Genomic DNA, 14,626 nt, shown 5'->3' with positions numbered 1-14,626 from the left:
CTACGATGCGGATGAGGAAACCAAATTTGGCGGAGGGTGAATTCGTGGCGCGTGCGATCGGTCGTGAGGCCGGGCCGGGGACGCAGAGTGTCGAGCGGGCGCTGTCGCTGCTGTCCGAATTCACCGAGGCGCATCCGCAGCGACGCGTCTCCGAGCTGGTCGAGGCGACCGGTCTCGGCCAGTCCACGGTGTCCAGGCTGGTCGGCGCGCTGGTGGCGCTCGGCTTCCTCGCCTACGACCAGCGCAGCGGCCTGTACGGGATCGGCCCCAAGGTGATCACCCTGGCCGGGATCGGGCTGAACGAGATGCCGATCCACCAGCAGTCGCGCCAGGTCGCCCAGAACCTGGCCGCCGACCTGAACCTCGGGGCCAACGTCGCCGAGCGCCGGGGCGCCGAGATGTTCTACCTGTGTCACTTCGAGGGACGCGCGGCCGGCCGGTCGTCCACCCTGGTCGGCCGCACCGGTCCGTTGCACGCCACCGCCATCGGCAAGGCGCTGATCAGCGAGCTGCCGCGGCCAGAGTGGGAGGAACTGCTCGGCGACGACCTGGCCCGGTACACCCCGCACACCGTGACCGGCCACGACGAGCTGGCGACGATGCTCGCGCGGGTCCGGGAGCGGGGATACGCACTGGAGCTGGAGGAACTCGCGTTCGGCCGGGCCTGCCTGGCCGCGCCGATCCGGGACCGGACCGGTGCGATCGTCGCAGCCCTGTCGGTGTCCGGGCCGCTGTCGGCGATGGACCTGCCGACCCGCGAGGAGACGCTGGCCCTGCAGGTCATCGAGCAGGCGGACCAGATCTCGTCGGGCCTGGGGTATCACGCGTCGGCCGCGGTGAGCTGACCCGCCGTACCACTAGTACTGCGGTCAAGGCTGCCGTGGCCGGGCCGAACACCAGGGCGGCCGGAGCGGCGTACCAGGCAGCGACAGCCAGTACGACGAGTACCGCGGTCGCGGCGAGGGGCACGATCGGGCGGCGCCAGCTGAGGTGGATCGTGAGCAGCCACAGGTCTTTCGCTGAGCGCTGCTCGACCGAGACCACAACGGCAGGGAGCAGCCACAGCGTGACCAGGTAGCCGAGCATCACCACTGACAGCGGTGCGGCCCACACGGTTTGCCGGACAGCAGTGAGGTAGAACGCCAGCACCCACACCGTCGCCAGCGGTGGCCCGAGTACCACTTGGCCGCGACCGAGCCACTGGCGCCAGGCAGACCAGAACAGTCGCCACCGGCGCACGTCAGCGTCATCCAGATAGGCCTGCATCACCTGGTGAGCCGCCAGCGTCGCCGGAGCTAGACCGGCGATCACCAGGCCGGCTACAACGCCGAGCAGCCACAGCACTGTCACCGTTGCCAGTCGTAGCGGCCAGTCGAGCACCCGGTAGAGCGGGGCCGCCCGGCCGGTCAGTTCGACCTCAGGCATCCTTCAACCTGGCTTGGAGATCGGCCCGGCCCACAACAGCCGGGGAGAGTACCGACAGGCCACCGTCGACCGGCAGTACCACTCCGGTGATGGCAGCCGCTCTTGGACCGGCCAGGAACGCCACGGCGTCGGCGACCTCGGTCGCCTCGATGGTGCGGCCGATCGGGTAGCCGACAGCGGCGTCGGGTCGGCCCCCGCTGCCGACGATCCCGGGCGCGACAGCGTTGACCCGGATGCCCCGGCCGGCGTACTCGACCGCAAGCTGCCGTACCAGTGCGTCCACTCCGCCCTTCGCCGCGGTGTAGGCGGCTGTCCAGGGTGCGCTGACCAGCGTGTTCACCGACGACACCGCGACCACTGCGGCAACGTCGCTCTCGAACAGTGCGGGCAGTGCGGCCCGGACCGGGAAGAAGAAGGTGTTGAGGGTGTTCGCGAGCGCGTCGAACCACTGCGCATCGGTTGTGCGGTGGGCCGGCTCCACTGGCATGCGCCCTGCAGCGGCGACCAGGACATCGAGTCCGCCGAACTCGGCGATAACCCGCCCGACCGCCTCGTCGGCGCCGGCTGCCTCGGAACAGTCGGCCGTCAGGTGCAAGTCCAGTCCGTCGATCTCCTTGTCCTCGAGGGACACCCCGGCGACCTGGCAGCCGTCCGCGACCAGGGCAGCCACGATCGCCGTACCAATGGGGGTAGTTGCCCCGATCACCAGAGCGCGGCGCTTCATTGGACCGTTGCCGCGCGGACGGCGTCCTCGTCGACCTCGATCCCCAGCCCAGGCCCGGACGGTACGGCGAACCCGCGGGTGCCTGGCTCCAACGGGGTGACCAGGATGTCGTTGACGTGTGCGAACAGGGTCGGGTGGAACTCGTACGCCAGCAGATTCCCGATGGCCGCCGACGCGTGGATGCTCGCGGCCATCACGATCCCCAGCCCGGTCGAGTGATGCGGCGCCAGCGGGACGAACCAGGTCTCGGTGATCGCGGCCAGGTCGACCGCCTCCGTGATCCCGGTGCGGCCGATGTCTGGCTGCAGGATCGAGGCCGCACCTGCTTCCAGCCAGGGCCGGAACTCCTGCCGATGCCGCAGGCTCTCCCCGATCGCCACCGGGGTGTCGATCCGCCGTGCGACCTCCGCGTGTCCGGCGAGATCCTCGAACCCGACCGGCGCTTCCAGGAACCAGCCGCCGAGGCTGTCGAGTCCGCGACCCAACCGGACCGCGTCCGCGACGTCGTACACGCCGTGGATGTCGACGGCGATCAGCAGGTCATCGTGGACACCGCGCAGGGCCTCGACCGTCGCAAGGTCTGCCTTCACTCCGTGGCCGAGGCCGAGCTTGAGCTGACGTACGCCCTGAGCAACCCAGTCCTGCGCCATCGCGACCCGCTCGCTGTCCTTCTTCCCCGGCAACCCCGACACGTACGCCGGTACGACCTCCCGCTGGGCACCACCGAGCAACTGGTGAACCGGCAACCCGGTGGTCCGGCCGGCCAGATCCCACAGCGCCACGTCGATCGCGGCGATGGCGTCACCCTGATGTCCGCCGAGATGGCCACGCTCTCGCATCAGTGCCCGGAGAGCGGTGACGAGCGGGCGAACCCGGGTCGGGTCGGCACCGAGCAGGACCGGCTTCAGCAGTAGTTCGATGATCTTGGCCGGCACCTCCGGGGAGACCGGCGCCAATGCCTCACCCCAGCCGACGGATCCGTCGTCCGCGGTCAGCTTCACCAACAGGGCTTCCCGCGACGAGGCGTAGATGCTCGGCCATGGCGGGTTGGTGGAGTAGCTCCGGGGCGGTGCGTCCGGCCCGGCTAGTACGAGGGGGAAGACCTCTACTTCGGTGATCGTCGGCATCAGTGGATCCCAGTCAGCGGAAGTGTTCCGGCCGGAAGCTCCAGCCGGTCGAGTATCGCAGTCAGACCTGACCTGGCCCGGGCGTCCAGTTCACGAGCCGGCAGCCGGACGGCCGCGTGCTCGATCAGTCCGCGCCGGACCAGGACCTCCTTGTGCACGGCCCAGGCGATCCCCGACTGCAGACCGTAGACCAGCAACGGCAACAGCAGGTCGAACCGGGCCCGGGCGTCGGCGTACCGGCCGGCCCGCCAGTCGGTGAAGACCGGCGCGAGCAGGTCGGGGATCTCGCAGGCGGGCATCGATCCAACCGCCCCGGCGGCCAGCTCGTCGAGCAGGAACTGAGCGTTCTGCCCACCCAGTACGACGAACCCGGGCTCCTCGATCCGGTCGACCACGGCGGCGACCTTCGGTGCGGTCGGCGGTGCTTCGACCTTGACCGAGGTGATTCCGGCGATGCCGGCCAGCTCGACGATCTGTTGCGGCGACATGGCCACGCCGGTTGCTCCGGGCGCGTCCTGCACCATCACCTCCGGACCGACAGCGGCCACGGCGGCGTAGAAGGCCGGCAACTGCGCCGGACTCGGCGGGACCATGAAGGGCGGCAGCACCATCACCGTGTCCGCACCGGCAGCGGCCGCCTCGTTGGTCTGCTCGACCGCCGTCACCGTCGACGTCGCGGCGACCCCCACGACCAACGGGATCTGCCCCGCGACCACCTCCGCGACCGCGTGGGTGATCAACCTGCGTTCGGCCGTGGTGAGGGCGAAGGCCTCACTGGCCATGCCGAGGACGGCGACGCCGTGCACCCCGCTGGACAGCTGGAACTCGGCCAGCCGGCGCAGGCTCACCAGATCCAGACTGCCGTCCGCGTGGAAGGGCGTGGCCAGGATCGGCACCAGACCCTCGACGGTCGGCGGCACGGACAGGGCGGCCTCCTCGCTGTTCAGCATTCGGCATCCGATCGGTGCTTGACGTGATCCATCATGTGCGTAAGGCTGCCACATAGTGGATGACAGCGTCCATCGTTCGAGGTAAAGGATTCAGAACCAGTGGCTGCCGAGGCAGGAACGAACCAGAGCGTCGAGCGCGCCGTGGCCGTCCTGCGTGCGTTCACCGGCGCCGGTGACCGCCCTCTGCGGGCTGCTGAGATCGCAAAGGCGGCCGGCCTCGGACAGTCCACCGCTTCCCGCCTCCTCGGCACCCTCGAACAGGCGGCCTTCGTCGAACGCGACGACGACGGTCAGTACCGCCTGGGTGCCGACCTGATCACCCTGGCCGGTGCGGCCGTCAACGGTCATCCCGTCCACCAGGCCGCCCGGCAACGAGCTCAGTCGCTCGCGGCGGCCACCGGGCTCGGCGCGAACGTCGCAGTACGGCGTGGGCCGCACGCGTTCTACCTGTGCAACTTCGAAGGGCAGCTCGCACCGCGTTCGTTCGCGTTGACCGGACGGCGCAACCCGCTCCATGCCACCGCGCTCGGCAAATGCCTGCTGCTGGGTGTAACCGATCCCCGGGACCTGCTGGGGGAGTTGATCGGATACACCGCGCACACGATCACCGACCACGACGTACTGGACTCCGAGCTCGAGCAGGTCACCTGGCAGGGCTACTCGACAGAGGCGGAGCAGCTGTCGCTCGGCCGGTCCTGCCTGGCCGCACCCCTGCGCGACCGGACCGGCCAGGTCGTCGCCGCACTGTCCTTGTCCGGCCCGTCCAGCGTTGTCGATCTGCCCGCTCGCGAGCGGGAGCTGTCCCGCCTCGTACTGGAGACCGCCGACGCCATCAACTCGCAGCTGGGTCATCACGGCCCCACCAACCATCGGATCCCGGCGCCCGCGCGCCACGACCTACGGAGCTGATCATGAAGATCCGCCCACCTCTCATCGCGCTCACCTGTGCCGTGGCGCTCGCCCTGTCCGGCTGCAACCTGGTCGGCGGCAGCGCCGACTCGGGTGACGCCGGCAAGGTCACCGTCACGGTCGCGCTGGTGCCGGACCCGCCTGGCGCCAGTGAGTTCTACCGGCAGCAGTTCGACGAGTTCGAGAAGGCCAACCCCGGGATCGCCGTCAAGGTGCTGGAGAACCCGTCCGACCAGCAGCTGAACGCGGTCGAACTGATGTTCCAGCAGAACAACGCGCCGGACATCTTCCGGGCCCAGGACGACGGTATGGACCGGATGGCGGCCCGTGGCTGGGTCGCGCCGCTCGACGAGTTCGTCACGCCTGAGTTCCTGAAGCGGTTCCCGGCCGGCTCGATGGATCCGGCGACGTCCGGCCTGCACCGCGACGGCAAGCTGATGAGCCTCCCCCTGGTGTGGGGGCCGTGGTCGACGTTGCGGGTCTTCCTCTACAACGAGGACCTGCTGAAGCAGTCCGGGTACGACGGTCCGCCGAAGACCTGGACCGATCTGGAGCGGATGGCAACCAAGGTCACGGCCGACGGCAAGGGCAAGTACTTCGGGTATGCGCCGACCGCCGCCAAGGCGCCGGCCGTCGAGATGCTGGCCGACACCGCCGTGCCGTACTCCGTCCCCGCGACCGGCATCGACTTCCGCACCGGCAAACCCGCCACCTCGAGCCCCGGCCTGGTCGAGTCCGTCGAACTGCACCGCCGGATGCAGGCCGCGAAGGTGATGATGCCGGGCTGGGAGAGCTGGGACGGCGCCCGTGCCTTCAAGGAGTTCGCGGCCGGCCGGCTCGCGATGTACGCGACCCCGCCCTGGCATGTCGCCGAGGTCCGCAAGCTGGCCCCCGAGATCAAGCTGGGCGTCACCGGGCTGCCGGTGCCGGCCGCCGGGCGGGGCGCCTACCTTCCGCTGAGCAAGTCGTTCAGCCCGCTGTGGTCGATGTCGGCCAAGTCGGCGCACAAGGCGGAGAGCTGGAAGGTGATGGACTTCCTCGCCTCGGAGTCGTTCCACAACGCCTACTACAAGAAGTTCGGCACGCTCACCGCGCTGGACAGCGCCTGGAAGGCGGAGGCGGAGAAGAACCCCGACCAGGCCGCGATCCTGGCTGTGGCCGAGGAGACCATGCGCCGGGCGCCGAACCCGGCCCTGGCGAGCAAGGGCGGCCGCGCGCTCACCGACGCACTGGCGGCCAAGCCTGACCTCAAGCACACCGATGCCGCGGTCAGCTCGATCGTCAAGAACCAGCCGTTCGGCCCGGCCGCGGCACAGCTGGACCGCGACCTACAGACTTTCCTCGACCAGACCTCGACCGAGCTGAAGGCCAAGGGACAAGAGGGTTCCGCCAAGGACCTGACCTTCGCCGGCTGGGATCCGCTCAAGGACTTCAGGCCGGGAGGCTGATCGCATGACGACGACCGTCGAGCGTCCGCGCGCGAAGGTCCCGGCCGCGCAGCGGACGCCTCGCCGGCCGGGACGGTTCCGCAAACACCTGTGGAGCTACCTGTTCCTGGTGCCGATGGTGTTGCTGTTCGGTGGTTTCACCGTCTGGCCGTTGATGGCCAGCTGGTGGTACTCGTTCTTCGACTGGGACGGCGTCGGCACGCCGTCGAACTGGGTCGGCTTCGCGAACTTCGCCGAGGTGCTGCGGGCCGACGCCTTCTGGCGGGCCTTCTGGCACTCGCTGGTCTTCTCGCTGGCGGCCATCTTCGTCGAGCTGCCGTTGGCGCTGGTGCTGGCGATCCTGCTGAACAACAGCTGGCTGCGGTTCCGCAACCTCTACCGGCTGGTCCTGTTCCTGCCGGTGGTCGCGACCACCGCGGTGATCGGGATCGTGATCGCCATCCTGCTCGACCCGGCCGGCGGTCTGGTGAACCGCATCCTGCTCGACACCGGCCTGGTCGATCAGCCCGTCAACTTCCTCGGCAGTACGTCGACCGCGCTGCCCACGTTGTTGTCGATCGACGTCTGGAAGGGCTTCGGGATCACCTTGATCTACTGGCTCGCGGCGCTGCAGACCGTGCCGAAGGAGCTGCAGGAGGCGGCCGAGATCGATGGCGCCGGCTTCTGGCGGGCCCTGCGCTTCGTCACCCTGCCGGTGGTCATGCCGATCGCGATCGTCATCCTCCTGCTCGTTTTCCAACGCAGTCTGAACACCTTCGACCTGGTCCGGGCTGTCACTGAAGGCGGTCCGGACTACGCGACCGACGTGGTCCCGACGTACATCTACCGGTTCGCGTTCGACCCGTCGCTGCAGGCACCGCGGTACGGGTTCGCCTCGGCCGCGGGAGTGGTGTTCGGCCTGCTGACCCTGGTCGTGACGTTGCTGCAGGCACCTTTCCTGAGACGCCGCCTGGACGGGGGCCGCCGATGAACAGGCTCGCGTTCCGACGCAACGTCTGGCACCTGCTGTTGATCCCGTTGTGCCTGGTCTGGATCTACCCGTTCGTCTGGATGGTCTCGGCCGCCTTCAAGACGCCCCGGGAGATGCTGATCGGTGGGCTGTCGCTGCTGCCGGACGACGCCACCTTGGAGAACTTCCGCCGGGCCTGGACGACGGCCAAGTTCAGCACCTACACGGCGAACACGATCACGTACTCGATCGCGGTCGTCGTACTGGTTCTGCTCGTCGCCTCGACCGCCGGGTACGCACTGGCGCGTCCTGGCCTGCCCGGGAAGAAGGTGCTGGTCGGGCTGCTGATCGCGACGATGTTCATCCCGCACGGGTACACGATCATCCCGACCTTCCTGCTGGTGAACGGTCTTGGCCTGGGCAACGGTCTGCTCGGGGCCGCCCTGGCCCAGGCCGGCCCGGCGCTCGTCGTACCGGTGCTGTTGTTCATGGGGTTCTTCAGCGGCATCCCCAAGGAACTCGAAGAGGCGGCGCGGATGGACGGCGCGGGGTACCTCCGGACGTACTGGAAGGTGATGCTGCCGCTGGCCAAGCCGGTGATGGGCACGGTCGCGCTGATGAACTTCATCGGTGCGTGGAACGCGTTCTTCATCCCGCTGGTGTTCACCCTGGGGAACCCGGACCTGCGTACCCTCGGCGTCGGCATGTACGGGTTCTACGGCCAGGACACCACCGACTGGACCGGGTTGGCGGCCGCGGCCTGTATCAGCGTGATCCCGATCGTGGTGGTCTTCCTGTTCCTGCAGCGTACGTTCGTCGAGGGGATCGCGGGTGCGGTCAAGAGCTGACCGCATCTCCTCGACCTCTTATGTACAAGGGGAATCGCCGCGTCTCGATCCCAGGACCGGTGAGCTGATCTGGGTCGACATCTTGGCCGGGCGGGTGCACCGGGGCCGCCTGGCCGACGGGGTTCTGACCGTACTGCGGGACTACGAGGTCGGTGGCCCGGTAGGGGTCGCAGTGCCGCTGGCGGCTCCGGGTGCGGGCTGGGCGCTCGCGGTACGGGAGGGGTTCGCGCACCTGGCGGAGGACGGTGTCGTCACGCCGCTGGTCACCGGGTTGACCGCCGGGCAGGATCAGCTGAACGACGGCGCGTGCCATCCGGACGGCAGCTTCTGGGCCGGCTCACAGGCCATTCCGCGCGCACCCCGCGCCGCCCTGTTCCGGCTCTCGGTGGACGGCGAGGTCGAGACCATGCTGGGTGGCCTGACCGTTGCTAACGGCATCGACTTCAGCCCGGACGGCCGCACCCTGTACTTCGTCGACACCCTCCCGCACCGCCGCCTCGAAGCCATCACCCTGTACGACGGAAGACCGGGCGAGCGCACCACCATCGTCGAGATCAGCGGCGGCAATCCCGACGGACTGGTGCTGGACGATGAGGGCTGCGTCTGGGTGGCGGTCTGGGATGCGAGCGAGGTCCGCCGATACGCGCCGACGGGCGAACTCCTGGCCACGGTCGAACTGCCGGTCCCCAGGCCGACCGCGGTCTGCTTCCAGGGCAGCACTGTGGTGATCACCACGGCCTCGCTCGGACTCGATCGACCGCCGGTCGGGAGCGGTCACCTGTTCGCAGCCGACGTCGGGGTGACCGGCCCGCCGGCCCGTCCCTGGCTGGGCCGTGGTGCCGCATATTGCGGATAGAGCATCCGTACTATGGACACCGAAACCGCTTGGTCATATCTTCGTCCCACGCCTGAAACGTTGGGAGCCGTCTGATGACCGTCCGCCGCCCTGTCCGATTCCTGGCCGCACTCACCCTGATCGCCTCGACTTTGACCGCCTCCGCGGTCGCCGGCACCGCGCCGGCCGCGGCCGATCCACCGCCCGGACCGAACTACGCACCGGCCGGCTATCAGCTCGACTGGTCGGACGAGTTCCCAGGGCTCACCCTCAACGCGAACGATTGGTACAAGCGCGAGGGCTCCAAGGCGATCTGCATGAACGACCCGGGCAACGTCACGGTCGGCGGCGGGGTGATGCACATTGCTTTGGAGAAAGAGCAACACGGTGACACGGGCTACACCTGCGGCGGCATCATCTCGAAGAAGACCTTCGGCTACGGGTACTACGAGACCCGGGCGAAACTCTGGGGCGACAAGGGATTCCACTCCGCGTTCTGGCAGATGGGTCTGGCTGACTACGTGCCGGACACGCCGGCGTACAAGGGGCCCTACAACCGGTTCAACGAGATCGACGGGTTCGAGATCGACTCGCATGCGCCGATGACGATTCAGCAGCACACGCACTGGACCGTCCCGCAGCACATCGGCAACCCGGGCGGCGTCTACACCGGTCCGAACTCGGCGGACGGGTACCACACCTACGGCTACGAGTGGCTCCCGTCGAAGATCAACTTCTACGTCGACGGCGTACTGAACCGCACCCTCGACTACCCCGGTCCGCACGCGCTGCAGAACGTCTGGCTCACCACCCTCGGCTACACCGAACCAGTGACCGAGGACAACCTGCCGGGGGAGACCACCTGGGACTACTTCCGGTACTACCGGCCGGTCGAGTCCAGCAGTGAGAGCGCACCGGGCGAGATCATGGTGGACAACGGTGATCCGGGCTACGCCGAGACCGGTACGTGGTCGGCCGCCGGTGACGCGTACGGCTATCAGGACAAGCTGACCCGCCGGGCCGCCCCCACCGGGTCCTCGGCCACCTGGACGCCGACGCTGCCGACCGCACAGTCGTACGAGGTGTACGCCTGGAACCCGGACTTCATCAGGAGCGGCAGTACGGCGGCCCGGTACGCCGTGACCCACGACGGCGGCACCACCAACGTTCTGGTTGACCAGACCAAGGCCGGGCAGCAGTGGATCGACCTCGGTCTGTACACGATGACACCGGGGACCGGCGCAAAGGTCCAGCTCGTCAACAACGCGGGGGCGACCGGGACGCTCCGGGCCGATGCAGTGAAGTTCGTGCCGACAGTGGTGGTCGACAACGGTGGAACCGGCTATTCCGAGGTCGGTTCGTGGACCAGCACCACGACAGTGAAGGGCTGGCACGACACGGACACCCGCTACGCATCCTCGTCGTCCAGTACTGCGCGTTGGACTCCGCAACTACCAGCAGCCGGCCGCTACGACGTGTACGCGTGGGTCACCGGTGACAGCGTGGCGAGCTCGAGCTACCTGATCAACAGCAGCGCGGGGACGAACCCGGTGAATCCTCCGGAGTCGGTAGGCGTCGATCGCTGGGTGCGACTCGGCAACCATCAGTTCGCCGCCGGCTCCACCGGGTGGGTCGAGCTCAGCAAACCGGTGGGAGACGTGGGCTTCCTGCGTGCCGATGCGGTGAAGTTCATCCCATCGCCCGCCACCGACTCCACTCCACCGGCCACCCCGACGAACGTCACCAAGAGCGTCCAGACCTTCCCGATAACAGGTGACGCCGTCCTCAACCTCCAGTGGACCCCAGTGACCGGACCGGATGTGATGGGCCACCACGTCTACCTGGACGGCCGTCGACAGACCGCCAACCCGATTCGCCGCGGATCGTTCCAGCTGCACGAGTTGGTCGCGGGGCAGACGTACCAGTTGTCCGTCAGCACCGTTGACCGGTCGGGCAACGAGTCAGCGCCGTCCGCCCCGGTCGCAGTACCGGTGCCAGTGGACACCCAGGCGCCGACGACCCCCACCGGTCTGGTGGGTGAGGCCGCCAACGGTGAGGCCGTCCTGTACTGGAACCAGAACCCCGAGCTGGATCTCCTCGGCTACAACATCTACACCAACGGGGTACTGAAGACCGTGGATGAGCCCGTCGGCAACATCGGCAACCCCGGGCTGGTTGCGCAGGGCATCCTGGTAGAGGAACTGGCGAACAACGTGGCGTACACCCTGGAGGTCAAGGCCGTCGATCTCAGCGGCAACGAGTCGGCGGCGGCGACCGTCTCGGTCACCCCGCTGCCGATGTCGATCATCGGAGTCAAGGAGACCGACTCCGGCTACACCGAGACCGGAGTCTGGGCGCCGTCGAGTGTGCCTGGCTGGCTGTCCTCGGGGACCCGTGCCTCCAATGGCTCTGGCAAGTCCGCCGAGTGGCGGCCCGATCTGCCCAGTGCGGGTTCGTACGACGTCTACACCTGGGTGCCCAACCACAGCAACGGCACCGCGGCCGCGCGCTACACCGTCACCCACGCGACCGGGACGGCGACCATCGACATCGATCAGCGGACCGGCGGAATGAAGTGGATCCTGCTCGGCCGCTACCAGTTCGCCGCGGGCACCACGGGACATGTCACCGTCTCGAACCCCTCGGGGCTCAACTACCTCCGCACCAGCTACACCAAGTTCGTCCCGGTCACTCCCTGACGAACAGGTCCTCGCCGCCAGATGGGTCAGCGCTTGGCGGCGAGGACTCCGTCGATCAGGCCGGGGTAGAGGGCGTCCAGGTCGTCGCGGCGGAGGGCGCTGATCCGCCGGGTGCCGTCGGTGTGGGTGGTGAGCACGCCGGCCTCGCGCAGGGTGCGGAGGTGGTGAGCTCGGGTCGACGCCGTCACCGGCAGGTCGAGCTCACCGCACGCGATACCGCCCGGCACGTCCGCGAGCGTGCGGACGATCAACAGCCGCACCGGCTCACCCAGGGCCTGGAGCACGGCGTCGATGCGGATCTCGTCCCGATCCGGCTGCGGCAGTTGTTTCGAGGAACTCACGGTGTCCATAGTACGACGCCTATCGAACTTCGACGATTATCGTAGTACGATCGTCGTCGAATAACCTCGATCCCCTGGAGAGACCCCTGATGTCCGCACGGATCTACCTGCTGGCGGCCGGCGCGTTCGCGGTCGGCACCAGTGCGTACGTCGTCTCCGGCGTGCTGCCCTCGGTAAGCTCGGAGCTGCATGTCTCACTGACCGCCGCCGGCCAGCTCGCCACCGCCTTCGCCCTCTCGTACGCCGTCGGCGCACCGCTGCTGGCCTCGCTCACGGGTCGCCGGGAGCGCCGCACTCTGCTGATCGCGGCGCTGTTGATGGCCGCGTTGGGCAACGTGATCGCCGCCGTCGCGACGAACTACCCGGTGCTGATCGTCGGCCGGATCGTCGCCGCCTTCGGTGCGGCCGCGTACACCCCGGCTGCCACGCTGTTCGCGACGGGCCTACTGCCACCGGCGGAACGTGGCCGTGCTGTTGCGGTGGTGTTCGGTGGACTCACGTTCGCGCTCGTTCTCGGCGTACCGGCTGGCAGTCTGCTCGAGGGGAGCCTGGGGTACCGCGGGGTGTTCGCGTTGGTCGCAGCAGTTGCCGTCGTGGTTGCTGTTGCGGTGCGGGCTGCGCTGCCGCGGGTGGATGCGCCTCCGGCGGTCAGTCTGCGGGAGCGGTTCGCCGGGGCGGCCGACCGTCGGGTGCAGATCGTGCTGGCGATGACCGTGCTGGGTGTGCTGGCGACGATGAGTGTCTACATCTACGTCGTCCCGTTGCTGGACAAGACCGCTGACCTGACGGGTGGAGTGGTCAGCGTGCTGCTGCTGATCTACGGACTGGGTGCAGTGCTCGGCAACTGGGTCGGCGGACGCGCGACCGACCGCTACGGCAGCCTGAGCACGCTGACGGTCGCCATGATCGGATTCATCGTGGTGGTCGGCACGTTCGATGTCACCGCGGTCAGTGTGGGCGGCGCGGCGGTCGCGTTGTTCGTCTGGAGTGGATTCACCTGGGCGTTCAACCCACCGGTGCAGAACCTGCTGCTCGAGCTCGGTTCGGGCGGCGGACTGCTGCTCGCGCTCAACGCCTCCGCGATCTACCTCGGCGCGGGGCTGTCCGGGATCGTCGGTGGGGTGGTCATCCACCTCCTCGGCGTCCAGGCCCTCCCGCCGATTGGCGCGGTCCTCGGCGTAATCGTGCTCGGCCTGATCCTGGTCCTCCGCCGCAACCCCGAACTGGAGCAAATCGAGGACCTAGAGAAAGCTCCCGCGCTCGCGGAATGAGTCAGCCCCAACCGACGCGCCACGGTCGACCTTGGGCACCGGCCGGTCACGTTTCGCCTTCGACGACGACTGGTGCGTGCCCAAAGCCGCGTCGCGCGGGTTGCAGTTAGCTCTTGACATGCTTCGGGCTCTGACGCACTGTTTCACCGATCTACCCAATCGGTGAATGGTTGATTCAGATGTCCGAGTCCCGGTCTCTTGGCAGCACCAGTGGTCCCGATATCGCGGACCGGGTGCGAGCGACTCTGCCGAGGCTGACCGGGGCGTTGCGGCAGGTGGCCGAGACCGTATTGGCTGAGCCGGCCGTCGCCGCGGAACTGTCGACCGCGGCGCTGGCCGCCCGGGCCGGGGTGTCGCAGGCGAGTGTGACGCGGTTCGCCCAGGCGCTCGGGCTGACCAGTCACCAGCAGCTGCGGATCGCGCTCGCCACTCAGCTCGGGCGGGCCGAGGTACCGGGCTGGAGCACCGATCTCGGCCCGCTGATCAGCGACGACGACACGGTCGGGCGAGTGGCCACGGTCGTCGCCAACGCCGATATCCGGGCGATCACGCAGACCGTCGAGCAGCTCGATCTCGACGCACTTGACCGGGCCGCGCAAATACTGGCCACGGCGTCCCGGATCGACGTGTACGGCGTCGGCGGCAGCTCCACGATCGCGACCGAGCTGGAGATGCGGCTGTTCCGGATCGGTGCGCAGGTCCGCGCCTGGTCCGAGGTACACGGTGCCGCCACGTCGGCCGCGCTGCTCACTCGTGACGATGTCGTCGTCGCCGTCTCGCATTCGGGCGCGACCGCCGAAGTCCTCGAGCCGGTCGAACTCGCCCGCGATCGCGGCGCGACGATCATCGCGATCACCAGCGACCCGCGTTCGCCACTTGCCGCGGTAGCCGACGAGGTGCTGGCGACCGCAGTACTGGAAACCTCCTTCCGCAGTGGAGGTCTGGCCGCGCGGCACTCGCAGCTGGTGGTCGCCGACTGCCTCTACATCCGCGTCGCCCAGCTGACCTCGGACCGAGCCGCCCGCGCCATCGACCTCACCGAAGAAATCAGCCCCAAACACTCCGTCCGCACTCGCCGCCCCCGCCACTAAGCACTCCGT

Annotated in this window: 14 protein-coding genes; 9 read left to right on the top strand and 5 right to left on the bottom strand. The window is 68.5% G+C overall.

Features of this window, described 5'->3' with window-relative positions; translation table 11 throughout:
* Positions 1 to 44 precede the first annotated feature (44 nt).
* Positions 45 to 845: an IclR family transcriptional regulator gene (locus tag EV643_RS14340; RefSeq protein WP_202869555.1), complete on the top strand. Its 801-nt coding sequence runs from the start codon at positions 45 to 47 to the stop codon at positions 843 to 845.
* Here EV643_RS14340 and EV643_RS14335 read toward each other — a convergent pair.
* The 4 genes from EV643_RS14335 to EV643_RS14320 are packed head-to-tail and all read right to left on the bottom strand — an operon-like array spanning position 781 to position 4,226.
* Positions 781 to 1,425 carry a DUF624 domain-containing protein gene (locus EV643_RS14335; protein WP_133800553.1) on the bottom strand — a complete coding sequence of 215 codons (645 nt, stop codon included), beginning with the start codon at positions 1,423 to 1,425 and terminating at the stop codon, positions 781 to 783. The genes EV643_RS14340 and EV643_RS14335 overlap by 65 nt on opposite strands.
* Positions 1,418 to 2,149, bottom strand: a complete 732-nt coding sequence (locus EV643_RS14330) for an SDR family NAD(P)-dependent oxidoreductase (protein WP_133800552.1) — start codon at positions 2,147 to 2,149, stop codon at positions 1,418 to 1,420. Before EV643_RS14330 ends, EV643_RS14335 begins: the two co-directional genes overlap by 8 nt.
* Entirely contained in the window at positions 2,146 to 3,276 is a 1,131-nt protein-coding gene (locus tag EV643_RS14325; protein ID WP_133800551.1) for a mandelate racemase/muconate lactonizing enzyme family protein, read from the bottom strand. The genes EV643_RS14330 and EV643_RS14325 overlap by 4 nt, the downstream gene beginning before the upstream one ends.
* The gene (locus EV643_RS14320; RefSeq protein ID WP_202869554.1) at positions 3,276 to 4,226 is read right to left on the bottom strand and encodes a dihydrodipicolinate synthase family protein; all 951 of its coding nucleotides are present in this window, start codon (positions 4,224 to 4,226) and stop codon (positions 3,276 to 3,278) included. The genes EV643_RS14325 and EV643_RS14320 overlap by 1 nt, the downstream gene beginning before the upstream one ends.
* Positions 4,227 to 4,325: 99 nt before the next feature.
* Here EV643_RS14320 and EV643_RS14315 point away from each other — a divergent pair, with 99 nt between their 5' ends.
* From EV643_RS14315 to EV643_RS14290, 6 genes are all read left to right on the top strand, one after another.
* Positions 4,326 to 5,135 carry an IclR family transcriptional regulator gene (locus EV643_RS14315; RefSeq protein WP_133800550.1) on the top strand — a complete coding sequence of 270 codons (810 nt, stop codon included), beginning with the start codon at positions 4,326 to 4,328 and terminating at the stop codon, positions 5,133 to 5,135.
* A gap of 2 nt (positions 5,136 to 5,137) precedes the next feature.
* Positions 5,138 to 6,583 carry an ABC transporter substrate-binding protein gene (locus EV643_RS14310; RefSeq protein ID WP_133800549.1) on the top strand — a complete coding sequence of 482 codons (1,446 nt, stop codon included), beginning with the start codon at positions 5,138 to 5,140 and terminating at the stop codon, positions 6,581 to 6,583.
* Between the two features lie 4 nt (positions 6,584 to 6,587).
* Complete coding sequence (locus EV643_RS14305; RefSeq protein ID WP_133800548.1) at positions 6,588 to 7,553, top strand: carbohydrate ABC transporter permease; 966 nt, start codon at positions 6,588 to 6,590, stop codon at positions 7,551 to 7,553.
* Positions 7,550 to 8,380 (top strand): carbohydrate ABC transporter permease, encoded by an 831-nt coding sequence (locus tag EV643_RS14300; RefSeq protein WP_133800547.1) that lies wholly within the window; start codon positions 7,550 to 7,552, stop codon positions 8,378 to 8,380. Before EV643_RS14305 ends, EV643_RS14300 begins: the two co-directional genes overlap by 4 nt.
* The gene (locus EV643_RS14295) at positions 8,364 to 9,236 is read left to right on the top strand and encodes an SMP-30/gluconolactonase/LRE family protein (RefSeq protein ID WP_133800546.1); all 873 of its coding nucleotides are present in this window, start codon (positions 8,364 to 8,366) and stop codon (positions 9,234 to 9,236) included. The genes EV643_RS14300 and EV643_RS14295 overlap by 17 nt, the downstream gene beginning before the upstream one ends.
* A gap of 74 nt (positions 9,237 to 9,310) precedes the next feature.
* Positions 9,311 to 11,914 carry a golvesin C-terminal-like domain-containing protein gene (locus EV643_RS14290; protein ID WP_133800545.1) on the top strand — a complete coding sequence of 868 codons (2,604 nt, stop codon included), beginning with the start codon at positions 9,311 to 9,313 and terminating at the stop codon, positions 11,912 to 11,914.
* A gap of 26 nt (positions 11,915 to 11,940) precedes the next feature.
* On the opposite strand, the gene EV643_RS14285 is transcribed toward EV643_RS14290, so the two are convergent.
* Entirely contained in the window at positions 11,941 to 12,264 is a 324-nt protein-coding gene (locus EV643_RS14285; RefSeq protein WP_133800544.1) for an ArsR/SmtB family transcription factor, read from the bottom strand.
* Positions 12,265 to 12,344: 80 nt separating this feature from the next.
* Between EV643_RS14285 and EV643_RS14280 the strand changes: the two genes are divergently transcribed.
* Both EV643_RS14280 and EV643_RS14275 read left to right on the top strand, forming a co-directional pair.
* The gene (locus tag EV643_RS14280) at positions 12,345 to 13,526 is read left to right on the top strand and encodes an MFS transporter (RefSeq protein WP_133800543.1); all 1,182 of its coding nucleotides are present in this window, start codon (positions 12,345 to 12,347) and stop codon (positions 13,524 to 13,526) included.
* A 179-nt stretch (positions 13,527 to 13,705) separates the two neighbouring features.
* Positions 13,706 to 14,617, top strand: coding sequence for a MurR/RpiR family transcriptional regulator (locus EV643_RS14275; RefSeq protein WP_133800542.1), 912 nt, complete (start codon positions 13,706 to 13,708; stop codon positions 14,615 to 14,617).
* Positions 14,618 to 14,626 lie beyond the last annotated feature (9 nt).

The sequence above is a fragment of the Kribbella caucasensis genome, assembly GCF_004361855.1.
GTDB lineage: Bacteria > Actinomycetota > Actinomycetes > Propionibacteriales > Kribbellaceae > Kribbella > Kribbella caucasensis.
The sequence above is the reverse complement of the archived record's forward strand: the minus strand, read 5'-3'. Positions and strand labels throughout refer to the sequence as shown.